At 71.7% G+C, this 20,286-nt stretch carries 18 protein-coding genes; 7 read left to right on the plus strand and 11 right to left on the minus strand.

Going from position 1 to position 20,286, the window contains the following annotated elements; all coding sequences use genetic code 11:
* Nucleotides 1–203 precede the first annotated feature (203 nt).
* Genes ACIHAR_RS26520 through ACIHAR_RS26530 form a run of 3 tightly spaced genes read right to left on the minus strand, consistent with a single transcriptional unit; the run spans nucleotide 204 to nucleotide 2,562 of the window.
* Nucleotides 204–1,193 (minus strand): acyl-CoA dehydrogenase family protein, encoded by a 990-nt coding sequence (locus ACIHAR_RS26520; RefSeq protein ID WP_400022271.1) that lies wholly within the window; start codon nucleotides 1,191–1,193, stop codon nucleotides 204–206.
* On the minus strand, nucleotides 1,193–2,362 hold the full coding sequence (locus ACIHAR_RS26525) for an acyl-CoA dehydrogenase family protein (protein ID WP_400022272.1): 1,170 nt from the start codon (nucleotides 2,360–2,362) through the stop codon (nucleotides 1,193–1,195). Before ACIHAR_RS26525 ends, ACIHAR_RS26520 begins: the two co-directional genes overlap by 1 nt.
* Nucleotides 2,362–2,562 (minus strand): hypothetical protein, encoded by a 201-nt coding sequence (locus ACIHAR_RS26530; RefSeq protein WP_400022273.1) that lies wholly within the window; start codon nucleotides 2,560–2,562, stop codon nucleotides 2,362–2,364. The genes ACIHAR_RS26525 and ACIHAR_RS26530 overlap by 1 nt, the downstream gene beginning before the upstream one ends.
* A 144-nt stretch (nucleotides 2,563–2,706) precedes the next feature.
* On the opposite strand from ACIHAR_RS26530, the gene ACIHAR_RS26535 reads away from it, so the two are divergent.
* Entirely contained in the window at nucleotides 2,707–3,489 is a 783-nt protein-coding gene (locus ACIHAR_RS26535) for an SDR family oxidoreductase (protein ID WP_400022290.1), read from the plus strand.
* A 207-nt stretch (nucleotides 3,490–3,696) separates the two neighbouring features.
* Entirely contained in the window at nucleotides 3,697–4,854 is a 1,158-nt protein-coding gene (locus tag ACIHAR_RS26540; RefSeq protein ID WP_400022274.1) for an acetyl-CoA C-acetyltransferase, read from the plus strand.
* A 67-nt stretch (nucleotides 4,855–4,921) separates the two neighbouring features.
* On the opposite strand, the gene ACIHAR_RS26545 is transcribed toward ACIHAR_RS26540, so the two are convergent.
* From ACIHAR_RS26545 to ACIHAR_RS26560, 4 genes are read right to left on the minus strand one after another with little or no spacing between them, the layout of a single operon-like run.
* Nucleotides 4,922–5,971 (minus strand): NAD(P)H-dependent flavin oxidoreductase, encoded by a 1,050-nt coding sequence (locus tag ACIHAR_RS26545; RefSeq protein WP_400022291.1) that lies wholly within the window; start codon nucleotides 5,969–5,971, stop codon nucleotides 4,922–4,924.
* An 11-nt stretch (nucleotides 5,972–5,982) separates the two neighbouring features.
* Complete coding sequence (locus ACIHAR_RS26550) at nucleotides 5,983–6,738, minus strand: CoA-transferase subunit beta (RefSeq protein WP_400022275.1); 756 nt, start codon at nucleotides 6,736–6,738, stop codon at nucleotides 5,983–5,985.
* A complete protein-coding gene (locus tag ACIHAR_RS26555) occupies nucleotides 6,735–7,586 on the minus strand; it encodes a CoA-transferase (RefSeq protein ID WP_365467117.1) in 852 nt (283 codons plus the stop codon). The genes ACIHAR_RS26550 and ACIHAR_RS26555 overlap by 4 nt, the downstream gene beginning before the upstream one ends.
* 14 nt (nucleotides 7,587–7,600) lie before the next feature.
* Nucleotides 7,601–8,386 (minus strand): enoyl-CoA hydratase family protein, encoded by a 786-nt coding sequence (locus tag ACIHAR_RS26560; RefSeq protein WP_365467094.1) that lies wholly within the window; start codon nucleotides 8,384–8,386, stop codon nucleotides 7,601–7,603.
* Nucleotides 8,387–8,463: 77 nt separating this feature from the next.
* Between ACIHAR_RS26560 and ACIHAR_RS26565 the strand changes: the two genes are divergently transcribed.
* Together ACIHAR_RS26565 and ACIHAR_RS26570 are read left to right on the plus strand one after the other, a co-directional pair.
* Nucleotides 8,464–9,270, plus strand: coding sequence for an SDR family oxidoreductase (locus tag ACIHAR_RS26565; RefSeq protein ID WP_400022276.1), 807 nt, complete (start codon nucleotides 8,464–8,466; stop codon nucleotides 9,268–9,270).
* Nucleotides 9,267–10,178, plus strand: a complete 912-nt coding sequence (locus ACIHAR_RS26570; protein ID WP_400022277.1) for an SDR family oxidoreductase — start codon at nucleotides 9,267–9,269, stop codon at nucleotides 10,176–10,178. Before ACIHAR_RS26565 ends, ACIHAR_RS26570 begins: the two co-directional genes overlap by 4 nt.
* A 175-nt stretch (nucleotides 10,179–10,353) precedes the next feature.
* On the opposite strand, the gene ACIHAR_RS26575 is transcribed toward ACIHAR_RS26570, so the two are convergent.
* Together ACIHAR_RS26575 and ACIHAR_RS26580 are read right to left on the minus strand one after the other, a co-directional pair.
* Complete coding sequence (locus tag ACIHAR_RS26575; protein ID WP_400022278.1) at nucleotides 10,354–11,307, minus strand: GNAT family N-acetyltransferase; 954 nt, start codon at nucleotides 11,305–11,307, stop codon at nucleotides 10,354–10,356.
* Nucleotides 11,308–11,664: 357 nt separating this feature from the next.
* Nucleotides 11,665–12,984 (minus strand): AMP-binding protein, encoded by a 1,320-nt coding sequence (locus ACIHAR_RS26580; protein WP_400022279.1) that lies wholly within the window; start codon nucleotides 12,982–12,984, stop codon nucleotides 11,665–11,667.
* Nucleotides 12,985–13,482: 498 nt separating this feature from the next.
* On the opposite strand from ACIHAR_RS26580, the gene ACIHAR_RS26585 reads away from it, so the two are divergent.
* Nucleotides 13,483–14,520 carry a glycoside hydrolase family 5 protein gene (locus ACIHAR_RS26585; RefSeq protein WP_400022280.1) on the plus strand — a complete coding sequence of 346 codons (1,038 nt, stop codon included), beginning with the start codon at nucleotides 13,483–13,485 and terminating at the stop codon, nucleotides 14,518–14,520.
* 59 nt (nucleotides 14,521–14,579) lie between these two features.
* Nucleotides 14,580–15,659 (plus strand): PQQ-dependent sugar dehydrogenase, encoded by a 1,080-nt coding sequence (locus tag ACIHAR_RS26590; protein WP_400022281.1) that lies wholly within the window; start codon nucleotides 14,580–14,582, stop codon nucleotides 15,657–15,659.
* Nucleotides 15,660–15,740: 81 nt separating this feature from the next.
* Here the strand turns inward: ACIHAR_RS26590 and ACIHAR_RS26595 are convergent, their stop codons facing one another.
* Nucleotides 15,741–17,408, minus strand: a complete 1,668-nt coding sequence (locus tag ACIHAR_RS26595) for a glycosyltransferase family 2 protein (RefSeq protein WP_400022282.1) — start codon at nucleotides 17,406–17,408, stop codon at nucleotides 15,741–15,743.
* Nucleotides 17,409–17,749: 341 nt separating this feature from the next.
* On the opposite strand from ACIHAR_RS26595, the gene ACIHAR_RS26600 reads away from it, so the two are divergent.
* On the plus strand, nucleotides 17,750–19,969 hold the full coding sequence (locus ACIHAR_RS26600) for an endonuclease (protein ID WP_400022283.1): 2,220 nt from the start codon (nucleotides 17,750–17,752) through the stop codon (nucleotides 19,967–19,969).
* 26 nt (nucleotides 19,970–19,995) lie between these two features.
* Here ACIHAR_RS26600 and ACIHAR_RS26605 read toward each other — a convergent pair.
* Nucleotides 19,996–20,286 (minus strand): methylmalonyl-CoA mutase family protein (locus ACIHAR_RS26605; RefSeq protein WP_400022284.1); only part of this gene is annotated, 291 nt, incomplete at its 5' end.

A 20,286-nucleotide genomic window follows, 5' to 3' on the forward strand; every position in this document is an offset into this window, starting at 1 on the left:
CGGCGGCCCCCTCAGAAGGAACCACTACGGGGCTTCGCCCTGCGCGCAGCCCTGCCAGGCCAGCGGAGGTGCTGTTGCTCCGCGTGCCGCCAGGGCCCGGCTGAGCTCCCCGGCGCCGTCCCGTCCGTGGATGCTGGTGCCGGTCGGCCCTCCGAGTCGGCGCAGCAGGTTGAGGACGATGCAGACATGGACGCCGCCGCCCGTCAGTCCTGGAGCACGCGCGCGCGGCAGTCCGCCGGCGTTCCCCAGGCGGTGCGCAGGGCGCGGGCCTTGCGGATCCACAGGGACAGGTCCAGATCCCCTGTGTAGCCGAGGGCACCGTGGCATTGCAGGGCCGCGCGGGCGGCACCGTAGGCAGCCTCGCCCGCCGCCAGCTTCGCCGCCGCGACGGCGCGATGGGTGTCCGGCCCGCCCTCTGTCAGGGAAAGGGCCGCGGCGTACACCAGCGGCTGCGCGAATTCCAGCGCGATCAGTACGTCGGCCAGGCGGTGCTTCACCGCCTGGAATGCCCCGATCGGGCGGCCGAACTGGGTGCGCTGCTTCACGTGGTCGACCGTGCGGTCGAGCAGGGCCCGGCCGAGGCCCAGGGCCTGGGCGGCGACGGCCAGGGACGCGATGTCGGCGGCGTGGGCGGCGGCCATCCGCACCGACGGGCCCCGGGCCAGGACGGTTCCGCCGAGCGGGCGGGCCAGTCGGCGCGCCGGGTCGGCCGACGGCTGGACGGGCCCCGCCGACTCCGCCACGCGCAGGGTGTCCTCGGTCACGACGAAGACGGCGTCGGCGGCGTCCGCGTCCAGGGCGTACGGGCTGTCGGGCGTCAGCAGGCACAGCGAGGCGGCGGTCTCGCCGGAGGCGATGCCAGGCAGCCAGGCCTTGGCCAGAGCCGTGTCGTCCAGGCGGCCGAGGAGCGCGGCCACGGCCACCGTCTCCACCAGGGGGCCGGGAACCGCGTGTCGCCCCAACTCGGTGAAGGCGACGGCGAGTTCCACGGGGCGCGCGCTCAGCCCGTCGTGCTCCTCCGGGACGGCCAGGGCGAAGACTCCGGCGTTCGCCACGCGGGCCCACAGTGCCCGCCCGGGACCGTGGTCTCCGGTCGACCAGGCGCGGACGACAGCCGGGGTCCCTGCCACCGTCAGCATGCCGTCCAGCGAGCGAGCGAACTCCCGCTGCTCCTCGTCGAGGAGGAACCGCATCACCGGCGTCCCTTCGGCAGGCCGAGCAGCCGCTCGGCGATGATGTCGCGCTGGATCTCGTTGGTGCCGGCGTAGATCGGCCCGGCCAGAGAGAAGGTGTAACCCTCGGCCCAGCCGCCGTGCGCCGGCGCGTCCGCCGCGACGTCGGCGAGTTCGCCGTACGGGCCGAGGAGGTCCAAGGCGGTCTCGTGCAGGGCGATGTCCAGTTCCGACCAGAACACCTTGTTCAGACTCGACTCCGCGCCGATCGATCCGCCCGCCGCCAGGCGGGAGGCGCTCGCGTACGTGAACAGCCGGTAGGCGCGGGCCCCGACGACCGCGTCGGCGACCCGGTCGCGCAGTGCCGTGTCGGACGGGTCGGCCGTGGTGCGCCACAGCGCGGTGAGACGGTCGGCGGCGGCCGTGAAACGGCCCGGACTGCGCAGGGTGAGGCCGCGCTCGTTGCCGGCCGTGCTCATCGCCACCCGCCAGCCCTGCCCGGGCTCGCCGATGACGTCCTCGTCGGGCACGAAGACCTCGTCGAGGAAGAGTTCGGCGAAGGCCGGCTTGCCGTCCAGGCGCCCGATGGGGCGTACGGTCACGCCGTCCGCGTCCAGCGGGAACATCAGGTGGGTCAGGCCCTGGTGGGGCTTGTCCGTGTGCGGGTCGCTGCGGAACAGGCCGAAGGCGCGGTCGGCGAACGCGGCCCGCGATGACCAGGTCTTCTGGCCGGACAGCAGCCAGCCGCCGTGGGTCCGCCGAGCCGTCGAACGCAGTGCGGCGAGATCGGATCCGGCCTCCGGCTCGGACCAGGCCTGGGCCCAGACGACCTCGCCGCTCGCCATCGGCGGCAGGACGCGGGCGCGCTGCTCCGGTGTGCCGTGCTCGTAGAGGGTCGGGGCCAGCAGGTTGATGCCGTTCTGGCCGACCCGCCCGGGGGCCCCGGCCGCGTAGTACTCCTCCTCGAAGATCAGCCACTCGAAGAGGGAGGCGGCCCGGCCGCCGTACTCCTCGGGCCAGGAGACCACCGACCAGCGGTCCGTGAACAGCGTGCGCTCCCAGTCCCGGTGCGCCGCGAAGCCCTCCTCCGTCTCCAGGGAGGGCAGCGGCGCGTCGGGCACATGGGCGGCGAGCCAGGCGCGGGCCTCGGCGCGGAAGGCGTCATCCGAGGGCGAGAAGGAGAGGTCCATCAGGCTGCCGCCTTCGTCATCACGCGGACGCCCGTGCCGAAGAGGGAGTCGGCGGCGGTCTCGGCTTCGCGCGTGCGGGCGGGGTGGTGCGGGCCGGAGACGGAGTCCATCCGCTGCGGGCGGTGCGTCGTGACCACGGCGAAGCGGCCGCCGCGTTCGCAGGGGACTCGCCGCCCACGTGCCGTCCGGGCAGTCGACATCGCCGACCCCCTCCTTCCCTAACAAGTGTTTGGTAGGTTAACGTGCGGGACGTCAGCCGTCGAGACCGTCCGGAGCCGCCACGAGCAGCGTCGAGCGCGCCCTCGGCAACGCGTCCTCGGCCCGCCGAAGGAGGCCCGCCCGTGATCCCACCGCCGCCGTATGTGCCCGGCCACGCGTTGCTGAACGGCCGTAGTGCCGTCGTCACCGCCGCCGCGGGGGCCGGGATCGGTGGCGCGACCGCGCGACGGTTGCTGGAGGAGGGCGCGCGGGTCGTCGTCTCCGACGCCCACGCGCGCCGGCTGAAGGAGTCCGCGGAGGAGCTGGCCGACGCCTTCGGCGCGGACCGCGTCGCGGCGCTCCCTTGTGACGTCACCGACGAGGCGCAGGTCGCCGCGTTGTTCGACCTCGCCGAGGAACGGCACGGGCGGCTGGACGTCGTCGTCAACAACGCCGGTCTCGGCGGCACCGCCGACCTCGTCGACATGACGTACGAGCAGTGGGAGAAGGTCCTCGACGTCACTCTGAACGGCACGTTCCGCTGCACCCGTGCCGCACTGCGCCGGATGAAGGCCGAGGGCGGAGGAGGGGTGATCGTGAACAACTCCTCGGTGATCGGCTGGCGAGCGCAGAGGGGGCAGGCGCACTACGCCGCCGCCAAGGCGGGCGTGATGGCGCTGACCCGGTGTGCGGCGCTGGAGGCCGCCGCGTTCGGTGTCCGCGTCAACGCCGTCGCGCCGAGCCTCGCCATGCACCCGCACCTGGTCAAGGTGACCACCCCCGAGTTGCTTCAGGAGCTCACCGCGCGCGAGGCGTTCGGGCGGTACGCCGAGCCGTGGGAGGTGGCCAACGTGATCGTCTTCCTGGCCTCCGGCTACTCCTCCTACATGACCGGCGAGATCGTCTCCGTCAGCAGCCAGCACGCGTGAGGCCCGCATGACCTCGACGTCCGGCCCACGTACCGCTTCCGGGGCGACACCGTCCGGGTCGCCGCCTCATGGCACCGGCCGGGCGGACGGCACGGCCCGGAGGAGATCGCCCGCCCGTCACCCGTCGATGGTGCGGGAGGGCATCCCGCCGCGGGATCGACCCGCAGGCTCCGGCAATCGTCCCCTGAAGCCTCAGAAGGAGTGGCCATGGCCGAGGCGTACATCGTCGAAGCGGTCCGGACCCCCGTCGGCAGGCGGGGCGGCGGACTGTCCGCCGTGCACCCCGCCGATCTCGGCGCGCACGTGCTGAAGGCGCTGATGGAGCGCTCAGGCGCCGACCCGGCGGCCGTCGAGGACGTCGTCCTCGGCTGCCTGGACACCGTCGGCCCGCAGGCCGGCGACATCGCCCGGACCTGCTGGCTGGCCGCCGGCCTGCCCGAGGAGGTGCCGGGCGTGACGGTGGACCGGCAATGCGGCTCCTCGCAGCAGGCCGTGCACTTCGCTGCCCAGGCGGTGCTGTCGGGCACGCAGGACCTGGTGGTCGCGGGCGGCGTGCAGAACATGTCGATGGTCCCGATCGCCTTCGCCACCCGCCAGGCCGCCGAGCCGCTCGGCCTGACCCAGGGCCCCTTCGCCGGCTCCGAGGGCTGGCGCGCCCGGTACGGTGACCGGCCGGTCAACCAGTTCGCCGGCGCCGAGATGATCGCCCGGAAGTGGGGCATCTCCCGCCGGGCCATGGAGGAGTTCGCGCTGCGCTCCCACCGGCGGGCGATCCGCGCCGTCGACGAGGGCCGCTTCGACCGTGAGCTCGTCCCGTACGGTGAGGTGACGACCGACGAGGGCCCGCGCCGCGACACCGGCCTGGAGAAGATGGCCGGGCTGAAGCCGGTCATCGACGGCGGCAGCATCACCGCCGCCTGCTCCTCCCAGGTCTCCGACGGCGCCTCCGCCATCCTCCTGGCGAGCGAACGGGCCGTGCGGGAACACGGCCTGACCCCGCGCGCCCGCGTCCACCACCTCTCGGTGCGCGGCGAGGACCCGATCCGGATGCTGTCCGCGCCGATCCCGGCCACGGCTTACGCACTGAAGAAGTCCGGGATGACGCTCGACGACATCGATCTGGTCGAGATCAACGAGGCGTTCGCGCCCGTGGTGCTGGCCTGGCTGAAGGAGACCGGCGCCGACCCGGACAAGGTCAACGTCAACGGCGGCGCCATCGCGCTCGGCCACCCGCTGGGCGCCACCGGCACCAAGCTCATGACGACGCTTCTGCACGAACTGGAGCGCACGGGCGGCCGATACGGCCTGCAGACGATGTGCGAGGGCGGCGGCCAGGCCAACGTCACCATCATCGAGCGGCTCTGAGAGCCGGCGACAACGGGAGCGGCGGCTATCGACGACACGAGAGCCGCCGCCCACCGCCCCGCTCGGCTCACTCCCGGTGGGTCAGCCGGTGCAGCGCGGCATGCGCCTCGGCCATGATGCGGTCGACGAGTTCGGCGCAGGACGGCAGGTCGTCGATCACCCCGGCGACCTGCCCGGAGGCCATCACGCCGAGGTCGGTGCGGCCGTCGACCATCGCGGCCTTGAGCAGCATGGGCGTGTTGGCGGCGAGCAGGACCTGGCTCCAGGTCAGTTCCCTGCCGTGCTTCATCGCCAGGCCGTCGCGGACCATCGCCGCCCAGCCCATACCGGTGTCGCGCCGGAAGGCGGCAGCGTGGCGGACCGCTCGCCACAGGGACGCGGCCCGGCCGGAGCGCTCCAGCGTGTCGACGAGTTCGCTGCGCAGCATCCGGTGCGGCAGACCGTCGACCTTGGTGGTGACGGTGACGTCCTGGACGGCGGCGGCCAGGTAGCGGGCCTTGACCGGGTCGGGGACGGTGCTGTCGGAGGTGAGCAGGAAGCGGGTGCCCATGGCGATCCCGGCGGCGCCGTAGGCGAGTGCGGCGACCAGACCGCGCCCGTCGTGGAAGCCACCCGCCGCGATCACCGGGATGCCGACGGCGTCCACGACCTGCGGGAGCAGCACGGTGGTGGCGACGCTGCCGGTGTGCCCGCCGCCCTCCCCGCCCTGCACGACCACCGCGTCCGCCCCCCAGGCGGCGACCTTCTCCGCGTGCCGCCGGGCGCCGACGGACGGGATGACGACGACACCGGCGTCCTTGAGACGCGCGATCGACTCCCGCGAGGGCGCGAGCGCGAAGGACGCCACCTTCACTCCCTCGCCGATGATGATCCGGACCCGCTCGGCCGCGTCGCCGGCGTCCGCCCGCAGGTTGACCCCGAACGGCGCGTCCGTACGGGACTTGACCTGGCGGACCGCCGAGCGGAGCTGCTCCACCGTCATGGTGGCGGAGGCGAGGATGCCGAGGGCTCCGGCGTCGGCGGTGGCGGACACCAGGCGGGGGCCCGCCACCCAGCCCATGCCCGTCTGGACGAGGGGGTGCCGGACACCGACCAGCTTCGTCAGCGGAGTGCCGATGGTCGCCTCGGTCACGCCGCCGGCACCTCGTGCTCGCGCAGGCCCACCGGGTCGATGACGTCACGGATCAACCGCAGGTCTCCGGCCGTGGGTTCGCGGGTGTAGGGCACGTCGTCAGGGATCGTGAGCGTGAAGCCCGTGGCCTCGGCGACCTGCTCGGCGGTGACGCCGGGATGGAGGGAACGCAGCCGCATCGTGCGGTCGGGCGTGTTGAAGTCGAACACACCCAGGTCGCTGACGACGCGCGCGAGGTGGTGGTAGCGGGTCGCGGAGGGGCCGGCCTCGGCGGCTCGGTCGTGGCCGACACCGCACACCATGTCGACGCGCTCGACGAAGACCCGCCTGGAGTGCCGCGGGACCCAGTAACTGGTCGGGTTGTTGAGGGTGTTGACCGGGGCGCCGCGCACGCCCAGCAGCTGCCGCTTCGGCCGGGCCCAGTCTCCGATGCAGGAGATGTTCTGGTTGCCGTACCGGTCGATCTGCGCTGCGCCCATCATCACGTGGCGCCGCCCGGTGGCCACCAGGGCCAGGTGCCGGCGGTACGGCAGCCAGCCCTCGACCACCCCGGCCTCGGCGCCCACCGCCGGGGCGCCCGCCGTCAGCAGCGCCTCGCCGTCGGTCAGGAGCAGGTCGGGCGCGAAGGTCAGCTTCGCGAGGCGGGCCCCGATCGCGGGGACGGTGCCCATCGGGGCGGCCAGGACCTCGCCCGCGTCCCGCCAGGCCTCGGCGCAGGCCACCACGCAGTACTCGGCGCGGGTCACCGTCATCGGGCTTCCTCCTCGTGGAAGGCCGCGACCGCGGCCTGGTAGGCGTCCTCGTCACCGGCGAGGAAGCGCTCGGTGAACGCCCGCCAGGTCTCCGGGTCGCGGGCGGCCCGCGCGTAGGCACGCTGGAAGGACTCGTCGCGGTCGTGGTCGGGGACGCAGGAGGTGAAGTGCGCGCCGTTCGGGGTCTCCACCACGCCGGTCACGAACGGCCGTGTGATCAGCAGGGTCTGCGGGACGGCGTCCTTGAGCAGGTCCGCGGTGTCCACGATCCGCTCGCAGGAGACGTAGGCGGCGTCGGCGGCCTGGCAGAACAGGTCGTCGAAGTACGGGTCGGGGCCCAGGTACTGGGCGTTGCCGTGCGGGTCCGCTCGGTTGAGGTGCACCAGGGCCGCGTCCAGCCGCAGGGCCGGGACCGCGACGAGTTCCTCGGCGTCCTCGTAGGGCGAAGTGACCGTGCGCAGGTGGGTGTTGACCCGCATCACGTCCGAGCCGAGACCGGCCCGGATCGGCAGGAAGGGCAGCCGGTGCGCCGCGGCGGTCAGGCCCCCCATGAACATGGCCTCGTCCAGCTCCACCAGCTCCACGGCGCCCCGCTGCCGGGCAGCCGTGAAGTGCGGCTCCAGGGGGATGGAGTCCAGGGTCGCGAACGCGGCGACCAGGGTGCGGATCTTGCCGGCCGCGGCGAGGAGGCCGACGTCCGGGCCGCCGTAGGAGACGACGGTGAGGTCCGTGATGTCGGAACGCAGCAGTGCGCGTACCAGCGCCATGGGCTTGCGCCGCGATCCCCAGCCGCCGATGCCGATCGTCATGCCGCTGGCGAGACGGCCGACGACCTGCTCGGCGGTCATCGTCTTGTCCCTGGTCACGCCTGCCGCTCCTTCCCTGAGGTGCCTGAGGTACCCGAGGCGCCGGTGGTGCCGAAGGCGTCGCGTACGCGGTCGGCGACGCCGCTGAGGTTCGCCTCGAAGGTGAAGCCCTGCTCGAAGCGGTAGCTGCGGCGGACGTCGACCGGGTCGATGCCGTTGATCGCCGCCTTGGCCAGACGGATGAGCCGACCGTCCTTGGCGGCGATCTCACGAGCCAACTCAAGAGCCGCCGAGTCGAGTTGCTCACGCGGGACCACCCGCCACACCGATCCGTGCCGGTGCAGCTCGGCGGCGGTGACGGTGCGCGAGGTGTAGTACAGGGTCCGCATCAGGTGCTGCGGGACCAGGCGGGCCAGGTGGGTGGCCGCGCCGAGCGCGCCCCGGTCCAGCTCGGGCAGGCCGAAGGTCGCGTCGTCACTGGCCACGACGGCGTCCGCGTTGCCGACCAGGCCGACGCCGCCGCCCACGCAGAAGCCGTGCACGGCCGCGACCACCGGTACCTCGCAGTCGTAGACGGCGGCGAACGCCTCGAAGCAGCCGCGGTTGGCGCCGATGAGGGCCGCCTTGTCCGTGCTGCGCTGCAGTTCCTTGATGTCGACGCCGGCGTTGAAGCCGCGTCCGGCGGCGGTGAGCACCACGCACCGCACCTCGGGTTCGGCCCCGGCGGCGCGGACCGCGGCGGCCAGGTCGTACCAGCCCCGCACCGGGAGGGCGTTGACGGGCGGGAAGTCCACGGTGACGACGGCGACGCCCTCTTCCGGGGCGGAGGTGGAGACACCCATGGGCGGATCAGCTACCTTTCCACCAAACGTTTGTTAGGTGAAGATAGCAGCGGTCCACGCGCCGCGGGAGGTGTCCATTGGCATCGGTCATCGAGCTGTCGGGGGCCGTCGCCGTCGTCACCGGCGGCACCCGGGGCGTCGGCGCGGGCATCGCCCGCGCCCTGCTGGAGGCGGGGGCCGAGGTCGTCACCTGCGCCCGCCGCGCCCCGAAGGAGCCGGTCGAGGCGGGCGGGCGCACGGCCCGGTTCCTGCCGGTCGACCTGCGCGACCGGGAGGCGACCGTCGCCTTCTTCGACCGGATCCGGGAGGACCACGGCCGCCTGGACACGCTGGTCAACAACGCCGGCGGTACCCCGTACCGCATGCTCGAGGAGGGCGGGGCCGCCCGGCACGCGCGTGTCGTCGAGCTGAACCTGCTCGCCCCGCTGACCGCCTCACTCGCCGCGTACGACGTGATGCGGGACCAGTCCGGCGGCGGGTCGATCGTGATGATCGGCAGCGTCAGCGGCAGCCGCCCCTCCCCCGGCACGGCGGCGTACGGCGCCGCCAAGGCGGGTCTGGAGCACCTGGCGCGGACGATGGCCGTCGAATGGGCCCCGCGGATCCGGGTCAACACCCTCGTCCTCGGCATGGTCCGCACCGAACTGTCCCACCTGCACTACGGCGACGAGGACGGCGTCGCGGCCGTCGGACGCACCGTGCCGCTCGGCCGCCTCGCCGAACCGTCGGACATCGGCGACGCCTGCGTCTTCCTCGCCTCCGACCGCGCCTCCTACATCAGCGGAGCCAGCCTCCTGGTGCACGGCGGCGGGGAGCGTCCGGCCTTCCTGGACGCGGCCACCGCCGACAACCGACCCACGATCCCAAGGACTTCGACACCATGACCGGACTGTGCACCGAACGCGTCGTCGCCGTCACCGGAGCGGGCCGCGGGCTCGGCCGCGCGCACGCCCTCGCCTTCGCCGCCGAGGGCGCCAAGGTCGTCGTCAACGACCTCGGCGTCGGACTGGACGGCACCGGAGGAACCGCCGGGCCCGCCCAGCGGGTCGCCGACGAGATCCGGGCACGGGGCGGGGAAGCGGTCGCCCACACCGGCGACATCACGACGACCGAGGGCGCCGCCTCGCTCGTGGGCACCGCCCTGGACACGTACGGCCGCCTCGACACGCTCGTCAACAACGCGGGGTTCCTGCGCGACCGCATGCTCGTGAACCTCGACGAGGACGACTGGGACGCCGTCCTGCGCGTCCATCTCAAGGGCCACTTCCTGCCGTTGAGGCACGCCGCCGCACACTGGCGGGCCGAGGCGAGGGCAGGCCGCATCCCGGAGGCGCGGGTGATCAACACCAGCTCCGGCGCCGGGCTTCTCGGCAGCGTCGGGCAGGGCAACTACTCGGCGGCCAAGGCCGGCATCGTCGGCCTGACCCTGGTCGCCGCCGCCGAGATGCGCCGCTACGGCGTGCAGGTCAACGCCATCGCCCCCGCGGCCCGCACCCGCATGACCGAGCGGACCTTCGCCGACACCATGGCAGCCCCTACGGTCGGCGGTTTCGACGCCATGGCACCCGAGAACGTCTCTCCCCTCGTGGTCTGGCTCGGCTCCGCCGCATCGGCCGGGGTGACCGGCCGCGTCTTCGAGGCCGAGGGCGGCCGCCTCACCGTCATGGAGGGCTGGCGCCCCGGCCCGACCGCTGACAAGGGCGCTCGCTGGAGCCCCGCCGAGGCGGGCGAGACGGCGCTGAAGCTGCTGGCGGAGGCGGAGCCGCCGCGGCCGGCGTACGGGGCGCGGTAGCCCTCGCGGGAGCGCTGCGTGGGTCCCGTTCCGTCACGGGGATCGGAACACCGCCACCCGCGACCGTACTCGGCGGCTTGTTGCGGCGAACCGTGGTCGAGCGGGCGCACGGCACCGCACACGGGCGCCGAGGCCGGCCGAGCGGGGCTCGCCCACACCGTGACCAGGTCCGTCCTCAGCCCGCGGTCCGCGCTTTGACGAGCGGCGCGTCCCGCGTGAACTTCCGGAATCCGACGCTGTAGTACAGCTCGCGCGCCTGGTGATGCCCCGGCGCACCCAGGCAGGCGACCGTCATGCGGGTGGCCCCGGCCGCCCGGGCGAGACGCATCCCGTGCAGCAGCATCGCCCTCGCCAGCCCTCGGCGCCGGTAGTCCGGATGCGTGCCGACCGGCTCGAACTCGGCAGTCCTGTTCGCTTCGTCGAGCCACATGATCGTGGAGGATGCCATCGTCCCGTCCGGCGCCTCCACCAGGATGTGCAGGTCGCCGCGGTACGGCGCCGTCCGGCGGACGCCCTGGTAGCCCTCAAGCCTGTAGGTCGAGGGAGCCCAGGCGTCCACATGGGCCTGGACCGCGGCCTTCGGCCCGGCTTCGTCGGCGGTGCGGAACCGGAATCCGTCCGGCAGTACCGGTTGTTCCACCTCGGTGAGGTCCCGCTCGTTGAGCTGGGTCCACGAGCCGGCGTCGCCGAGCGAGTCCGGGTCGGTCTCATAGCCGTGCGCCGCCCACCGCTTCAGGGCGAACCCGTCGGCGGCGCTCGGCACCACCGTGCGCTCGACTCCCGCCGCCGTACCGTCGTACCAGTGGATCACCTCGTCGACCAGCCCGGCGTGGTCGGGATGGACCTGGTACGCCAGGTAGGCACCGGTGACGTTCTTCACCGACCCGTCGCTCCGCCTCACCCGGTGCGGAAGCTGCGCCCAGCCCCACGCCACCAGTTCCCCGCCGGAGAACCACAGCCGACGCCGCCAGCTTCCGCCCTCTCCGGCATACCCCTTGCCCCAGTTCCAGGCCAGCTCGCCGAACGACGCGTCGCTGTTGACCAGTTCGGGGCGGGTGGCGGTGACACGCTGCGCCAGCCCCTGCATCAGCCGCACGTCCGCAGCGGTCACGAGCTCGACGTTCGTCATGCTGCGTCACTGTGGCAGGACTCCGCGCAGCCGTCGAACCGTTTTCCGGGTCGCCGATCACGGCGGTCAATCCGTCCCGGAGGGCTGCGCGAGCCCGCCCGGATCAGAATCCGCCCTGCGGTCTCTCGGGTCCTGTGCGCTCCTGGGGACCGGCGTCGGTGGTGAGGGCCGCGACGAGGAGGAAGTCGTCCCCGCGCAGGACGCGTCGTCGGCGTGCGGAACATGCGCTGACCGGTGTGACCACCGTGCCCGGGCATGCCCTCCGTCATGGCCTTCATGGCCTGCATGGCCCTTAAGGCCTTCATGGCTTGCTCGCCGGAGATCATGCCGTCGGCGGGCGGGAGCGATCACCGCCTGTCACCGGGGAGACGGACAGGGGTGAGTCACTCGCCCCGTGATCTCGAGAGCACCGGCCTTGTTCCAGCGGCCGAGGTAGTTCGACTCCGCGAGCGACCCCGTGGCGGGCACGTCCCCTCCCGGCCGACCGCGCGTGTGGAGGCGGTCGAAGGGCAGTGCGGTGCCGGACGCCCAGATCGCGCCGATGCGGCCGTCCTCGAGCGTGCGTCCCTTGGCGTCGCGGATCGTGATGCGCACGCGCGGCACCGCGTCACCGACGACGCAGGGCGAGGGCGAGGTGACGCCGTGGGCCGAGCAGTCGACGGCCGCCCACGGCATCGCGCCGTCGAGCGGGGCGAACTCGGCCAGCAGACGTGTCCGGGGCATCACCTCGAAGTGCCGCCGGACGAGGTCGTTCGGACAGGGCTCGCCGACGAGCAGGACCGTGCGAAGCCGGGTCGGGGCTCCGGGTACGGCTCCGCCGAGCGCGCTCGCGTAGTCCGCGGGCCGGAGGACGGCCGTGGTCGCGTGGTCCATGGGCCGGAAGGCGGCCGGGGTCGCCCCCGCCGCTGCCGGCGTCGCGGCGGCACCCGGGCCCAGGCGCCGGGAGCACAGGGTCGCGCCCGCGCTGAACGCCCACCACGCGCCGGACAACGCCTGAGCGGCGCCGGGTTCCTGGCAGACCACCACTCCGCGGTTCGGGCGGCCGGCCCGGCGGTTGCGGTCGGCCAGGGAGAACGTCCACGCCCGGTGATCGACCAGGTGGCCCGTCCCACCGGCATCCTCGACGAGAAGGTGCGCCGCGTCGGTGCGGCTGGAGTGGGGCAGTGACGCCTCCGGGCGCCGCGGCGAGATCCGCGACCACACCTGAGGGTCGTCCAGCACCAGCGCCGGCAGATCCCACCGCGCCCGCAGGGCGGTGCTGCACAGGACCAGGGAGGCGCCGCTCACCTCGGCACAGCGCTCCAGCGCCGCCCGGCGCGCGTCGCGCGGCACGGGCACGCACACCGCCCCGAGCTTCAGGACGGCCAGCTGGGCCACGAGGAACTGCACATGGTCGGTGCAGTGCACCAGCACCGGATCACCGAGCTGGACGTCGGCCCGCAGGAGGGCGGTGGCCAGTTGGGCGGCGCGCTTCTCAGCGGCTCCGTAGGTGACGCTGCGGCCCTCCTCCTGAACGGCGACCGTGTTCTCCCGGTGCCGGGCCATCATGGTGAACAGGCCGTCGAGGGTTCCTGCGTGGGCCTGCGCGGCCGGTGAGGAACCCCGGCGGGCCGTCGGCGTTCCGGCGCCCGTGACGCCCTCAGTCCCGTCCGTGGCCAAGGTTCCCGCTGCGCGCACTGTTCCCCCTCGTGATGCTGTCCGTCACGGTGATGGCCGCGCCTCGGGAGATGGCAACTCCACCCAGGCGCCCCGGCCGGAAGTCTGCCGTCCGTCTCTGGGCAACTTCTTGAGAGAACCTTGGGCCTGTCCGCAGCGGGCAACGGTCCCTGACCGACACCGCGCCGGAGAGGGCTCCCGTGCGAGGACCGCCACGCGCCTCATGGCCGCCCGGCGGGCACTTCAGGCTCGTCCACGAAGGCACAGGCAGCGCGGCCCGGACATGGACGCGCCGCGGGCGGACCGCGTCCGGACATGGCGGCGCGGAAAGAGCGACGGCGGTGCGCCGGCGGCGCGCACCGCGGATTTCGCCCGCTCGTCGGACCTCCGTCGGGTGATCGTGCCCCAAGGGGGTGAAATTCCCCGCCCCTCGGACGAAGCGCGTTGGCGCTGCCTCCGTTATGGCCTCCTTTTCGTCAAATGTGCTCTGCAGCACTATCTCGAGAACCGGAGGCAGAGGTGCGCTCACTGATTTCCCGCGGCCGCTGGGTCATGCGAAGTTCGCTGACTCTGGCGGCGACGCTCAGCCTGCTGTCCGCGACCGCGGCGCACGGAGAGGAGAACCGGCCGGCGGCCAAGGCCGTGACTCCGGTCCAGGCGTACGGCAAGGTCCGCGTCTGCGGCACCTACCTGTGCTCCGCGTCCGGCAAGCCGATCCAGTTGCGGGGCATGAGCACGCACGGCACGCAGTGGTACCCGCACTGCCTGACCGGGCCCGCGCTGGACGCCCTCGCCTACGACTGGAAGGCGGGCGTCCTGCGCGTCTCGACGTACGCGCGCGAGGGCGGCTACTCGTCGGATCCGAAGAAGTTCACCGACCTGACGAACCGTCTCGTCGACATGGCGACCGCCCGGGGCATGTACGTCATCGTCGACTGGCACACGATCCACCCGGGTGATCCGCACGAGGACCTCACCAACGCGCTGAAGTTCTTCAAGGACGTCGCCGAACGCCACAAGGGCAAGAGCAATGTGATCTACGAGATCGCCAACGAACCGCACCACGTGCCGTGGGCGACCATCAAGCGCTACGCGGAGAGGGTCATCCCGGTGATCCGCTCCCGCGATCCCGACAGCGTGATCCTCGTCCCCACGCCGGCCTGGGCCACGTTCGGTGTCGCTCTGCACACCGACGAGCGGGATGTCGTCGCGAACCCCGTACGCGCCACCAACATCATGTACACGTTCCACTTCTACGCGTCGGTGGCGGGGAAGCCGTTCAGGTCGGCCCTGGAGCGCGCCTCGGCCAAGCTCCCGGTGTTCGTCACGGAGTGGGGCACCGCGTCCTGGGCGGGCATGGGCAACGACTTCGCCAAGGCGCAGGAATGGGTCGATCTGATGGCGCGGAAGAAGATCAGCTGGACCAAGTGGAGCTACTCCGACAGCTACCGCGATCTCTCGGTCTTCAAGCAGGGCGCCTGCAAGGCCGGCAAGTTCGCCGGCACCAGGGTCCTCAAGCCCTCCGGTGTCTGGGTCCGGGAGCGGATCAGGGGTTGAGCACCCGACCGCTCCTGAAGCGTACGTCCCTCGTCAGTCGCCCCCAGGAGGATGCACCTGTGTTCACCGTCGAACCCCGCCGGAGGGTCGCGGTCCGTGCCGTGGCCGCCGTCGCCGTCGCAGCCGGACTGCTGTTCCCGCAGGCGGCGACCGGCAGCGCGGCGCCGGCCCCGTCCGGTTCTGCCGCCGGGGGCCCCTCAGGCGTCAGGACCGTCTCGTCGGGATGGAACATTCCCTGGGGGCTGAGCTGGTTGCCCGACGGTTCCGCGCTGATCAACGAACGCGACTCGTTCAAGATCTTCAGGCTCACCCGGTCCGGAGTCAGGACCGAGGTCGGGACCGTGCCGCACACCGTCAACAGCATGCCCGAGAGCGGTCTGCGCAGCATCGTCGTCTCGCCCGACTGGAGCCGCGACCACTTCGTCTACGTCTACCACGCGACCGCGGAGGGCAACCGGATCGCGCGGATGACCTACGACGGCTCCAAACTCAGCGGCTACAAGACGCTCGTCTCCGGCATCAAGAAGGGCGGGAAGAACGGCGGTCGTATCAAGTTCGGTCCGGACGGCTACCTGTACGCCACCACCGGTGACGCCTGGACTCCCAGCGACGCGCAGGACAGGAACTCCCTCAACGGCAAGATCCTGCGGATGACCCCGGACGGCAAGCCGGCACCGGGCAACCCGTTCGGCACTCTCGTCTATTCCATGGGTCACCGTAACCCCCAGGGCCTCGCCTGGGACGCACAGGGCCGCCTGTGGGAGACCGAGATCGGCGAGAAGGCGTGGGACGAGGTCAACCTCATCCGGCCGGGGAGGAACTACGGCTGGCCCACCTGCGAAGGCGCCTGCTCCGTCGCCGGCATGACCGACCCCGTGTACCAGTGGCGTCCCGAGGAGGGTGTGCCGAGCGGCCTCGCCTACGCCGACGGCGCCCTGTACATCGCCGCGCTGCGCGGCCAGCGGCTGTGGCGCATCCCGGTCACCCGCACCACCGCCGGCGCCCCCGTCGCCCACTTCGTCAACACCTACGGCAGGTTGCGCCTCGCCGAGAAGGTGCCGGGCGAGAACAAACTGTGGGTCACGACGGACAAGGCCGGCAGGAACGCGGACAAGGTGCTCGAGGTGGACCTCGGCTGACACGGTCGAGTGGCTGCCGAACGGCAGCGAGAGGTCCTCGGAGCCCTGTCTTCCACCGGGCTCCGAGGACCTCTCGCCGACTCACAGACTCCCGAGACTCTCCACGGGCTCCATCCGGGGCTTCCGCGCCAGGGCCGGAGTGGGCTCCTCGGCGGTGCTCCGGGGCGGGATGACGACCCGTCCGACGATCACGGAGTAGAACAGACCGGTGGCCAGCACCAGGGCGAAGTCCGGCGGGTACATGGTGAGCGCCCGCCAGATCGCGGCACCCACCCAGGTCAGAGCCGTACCGCCGCTCCAGAGCCAGATGCCGATCCAGAAGCGTCTGTTCCCCTTCCGTCGTGCCGTCGCCGAGCCGGTGGGGCGCCAGGACTGGCGTCTGCCGCGCACGATGTCCCAGATGGCGAACAGGTGGGCCCACCCGTACATCAGGCGCGCGGCCCATGCCTCCAGCCGATAGCGGCATCTGTGCCACCACGGGAAGATCAGCACCGTGTAGACGACGCTGGGCAGGACCAGCAGCATGTACTCGACCTTGAGCATGTGCGGCATGGCCACCAGCAGGGTGATCGGGATCAGCGGCGCCACGAAGGTGAAGAGTGCCGTGTGCAGGTAGTAGAAGAACCCGGAGATGTAGCAGAGCCGGGTGGTGAGCCGGAGCTTCGTCTCCCAGAACTTCTTGCTCCCCAGCAGGCTCATGGAACCCGAACACCAGCGATACTGCTGGTGGTAGAAGGCGGTCACGTTGTCGGGGCAGTTTCCGGTGGCGAGGGGGATCGGCACATAGCGCAGGGACCAGCCCAGACGCTTCAGGTCGAAGCCCGTGTGCACGTCCTCCGAGTGCTCGATCAGCGTGGTGCCGCCGTTGGCCTCGAGCGCCGTCCGCCGGTAGACGGCGCAGCTCCCCACGCAGATGGCGCCCCCGTGGAGCTGACGGGAGACCTGGACGGCCCGGTAGAACAGCTCCTGGACGGAACCCGCCCCGCGCTCGATCCACGTCTGCCGGTCCCGCACGCGGAAGTACTGCGGTGACTGGACGATGCCGAGGTCCGGGTCACGCTCCAGGTACGGCAGCAGTTCCTCCAGCAGGTCCGCCCGGGGGGCGAAGTCGGCGTCGAGGATGAGGATGTACTGCTCGTCGGAGATGCCCAAGCCGTAGTGGAGGTTGCCGGCCTTCTTGAACCAGCCCCGGTTGGGCCGGCTGCCGTAGACGAAGCCGAATCTGTCGGCCATGGCGGCGAGCTCCGGGTCGGCGGAGTCGTCGAGTACGTACGGGGTGGCCTTGCCGGGGTAGCGGTCGGCGAGCCGGCGCACGTGCGCCCAGGTGTTCTCGAGGACGTCGACGGGCTCACCGCAGACCGGCAGGAAGACGGCGACCGTCGGGTACGTCTGCGGACGCCAGTCCTCGACCAGTTGGCGGTGGGCTTTCACATCGAAGTCGGCGGTGAACGCGTTCACCCGCAGTGAGGTGACGTAGTAGAGGAGGGTGAAGCCCAGGCACGGCAGCAGGGCGAGCAGCCACGGCGAGGACTGGAGGAGTCTGAACTGGCTGCAGAGGAGGCAGGTCATGCTGATGATCGAGGCGGCCGTGAGTACCCAGAGGTGACGCCTGACGTAGGAGTACTTCTCCTGGTCGTCCGGAGGATCGGGGAGTACGCAGCTGCCGGTCCGCTCGGACCGGGGAGCTGTCTGTGGGGCGGCCGTCGGCCGGATCTCCGTCGCGATCGCGTCAGGGGAATCAAGGCTCATGCGGTGCTCCTGGAGGTGATGGTCACCTCCAAGCCCTAGCCAGCTGGGCCGTGGCCATCGCACTCGGCTGGGCCGATTGCTGGCTTGGGTCGCCCGAAGGAAGGATGCGGCAAAGCGGCGCGCGCCGAAGAGCCGGAGACCCTGCGCGGCCTGCCGCACGGACCGCTCCTCAGCGGGCCTTCTGCTTTCTCCTCGAAAGGGACCCGACCGTCAGGCCTGATTGACGACAGGACATTTGAATCGGCGACCATTGCCCGGAAAGGCAAGGTCACGAGGAGAAATCATGGAAGCGGTGCACACAATGGAACGGAGGGAAAAGCGCGACAACCACGGAGACGTCCATGATCACCACAGAACACGTTTCCGAAGCGGAAACAGACTATCTGACGCAACTGGAGAAAGCCGGGGCGCGCTTCGAGAGCCGCACCGCACAGCGCCAGGAGACCCGCCGCACCATCGAGAGCCGAGGCGTGCTGTACGCCGACGAGCCCGATCGGGTCAGGAAGCGGCTGGCGCGGCTGAACGCCGACTGGTCGCTCGCCCGGTCGATCGAACGCATACCGACGCAGCCCGCCGCGTCGGCGGGGAGCACTCTCCCGCTGCCTCCGGAAACGTTCGGCGCCGACGTGCTCGGCCTGGAACGCCTGATGGGACGCAACGACCTCACCGGCGTGGCGTTCCTGGAGGGGGGTCATCTGGCCGCGCGGTCGATCGGCCGGGTGACCGTCAGATCAGCGGCGGGCGGGCACCACGGCACCGGCTTCATGGTCTCCCCGTCCCTTCTCATGACCAACAACCACGTGCTGCGGAGCCCTGAGGAAGCGGGCCGCGCCGTCATCGAATTCAATTTCCAGGCTGGGCTCGACGGGCTGCCGCTCGTCCCGGTGATCTTCGCACTCGAGCCCCAGAGGTTCTTCGCGACCGACCGTGACCTGGATTTCAGCGTGGTCGCTGTCGCCGACCGCAGTCGGCAGGGCGCGCGGCTCACCGATTTCGACTGGCTCCCCTTGGACGGCGCGCAGGGGAAGGCCATTCTCGGGGAATTCGTCAACATCATCCAGCACCCCAACGGCGAACCCAAACAGCTCGCGCTGCGCGAGAACCAGATCGTGGACCTGCTGGACGAGTTCGTGCACTACGTGACCGACACCGCGCCCGGATCTTCGGGGTCACCGGTGTTCAACGACCAGTGGGAAGTCGTCGCCCTGCACCACTCGGCCGTGCCGAAGACCGACAGCGAGGGACGTCCCCTCGCCGTCGACGGCACCGTCTGGCGGCCGGGGATGGGCGAGCACCGGCTGGCGTGGAAGGCCAACGAGGGAGTGCGCATCAGCCGCGTGCTGCACAGACTGAGCCGGCTCACCCTGACCGGGACCGCGGCCCGGCTGCGGGACGAACTGTTCGCATCGGCGGGCACTCCACGACCGGGCGAGGGCGCACCGCGGACGGCATCGGCGGGGAGGCCGGCAGCCGACGGGATCGCTTCGAACGGTGCGGCACAGTCGGCCTCCGCCGGCGCCGTGGGCCTCACCGTGCCGCTGCGCATCACCATCGACTTCGATCTGCCGCCCCACCAGGAGCCGGCCCCCGGTCGCTCCGCGGTGGGCCTGCCCTCGATCGGAACGGTCGCCGCCCCTCCCCCACCGCTCACCGCAGCGGGGCAGATGGACGGCGGCTCCGTCACCGTCGGCGACGCCGCCGAACAGGATCTGCACGCGGCCCTGCGCAACGTTCAACTCGCCGAAGGGCGCGTCTACTACGACCGCGACGCGGACCGGGAGGCACGAGACGCCTACTACGCGCGCATCGACGACCGGGCGGACGGCGACTCCCTGCGCCGCGCACTGACCGACCTGCTGGAGGAGAGCCACGAGAGCCGCCCCTCCTACCAGCCCTCGCGGCTGGTCTACCCGTGGGTCGACCTTCACCCCGACCGTCTCCTGCGCAGCGTCTACTCCGGCAAGACCTTCACCGCCGAGGAACTCATCCGCGCCGACACCGCCGCCGAGGCGGCCCGGCTCAGGGGCATGCGGGAGTTCCTGACGCGCGAGGGCACGGCGGGCCCGGCCGAACTCGCCGCGGAACTGGACGTGCTGGAGGCGTCGCTCCCCTTCAACTGCGAGCACGTGGTCCCCCAGTCGTGGTTCGCCAAGCGGGAGCCCATGCGGGGTGACCTGCACCATCTGTTCGCGTGCGAAACGGGGTGCAACAGCTACCGCGGCAACATCCCGTACACGGACTTCCCCGGTTTCGACGAGGCCGTACGGGACGACTGCGGCATGCGCGAGAAGACGGGGTTCGAACCCGAGCACAGCAGGGGGGCCGTCGCCAGGGCCACCCTGTACTTCCTGCTGCGGTACCCCAAGGTCGTCGGCGACGAGGCGAGGGAGTTCCCCGAGGAACGGCTGCCCGTCCTCCTGGACTGGCACAGGAACGAGGCCGTGACCGAGTACGAGCTGCACCGCAACGCGGCCATCGCCGAGATACAGGGGAACCGCAACCCCCTGATAGACCACCCGGAGTGGGCTCAGCGCATCGACTTCTCGGGGGTCTGGCCCTGACGGACTCCCCACCGTCCGTCACCGACTCAGAAGGCGCTGTCCGGGACGTACGTGCCCCAGACCTCGCGCAACGCGCCGCAGACCTCTCCGACGGTGGCGTAGGCGGCCAAGGCCTCCTTCATCGGATACAGGACGTTGTCGGTTCCCTTGGCCGCCTCTCTGAGCCTGGCGATGGACCTGTCCACCCTTTCCTGGTCGCGCCATGCGCGGAGCTTGGCGATGCGCTCCGCCTGCTGGGTCTCGATGGCCGGGTCGACGCGCAGCGGCTGGTACGGCTCCTCCTCGTCGAGCTGGAAGCGGTTGACGCCGACCACGAC

The organism is Streptomyces sp. NPDC052016, assembly GCF_044548445.1.
Classification (GTDB): Bacteria; Actinomycetota; Actinomycetes; order Streptomycetales; family Streptomycetaceae; genus Streptomyces.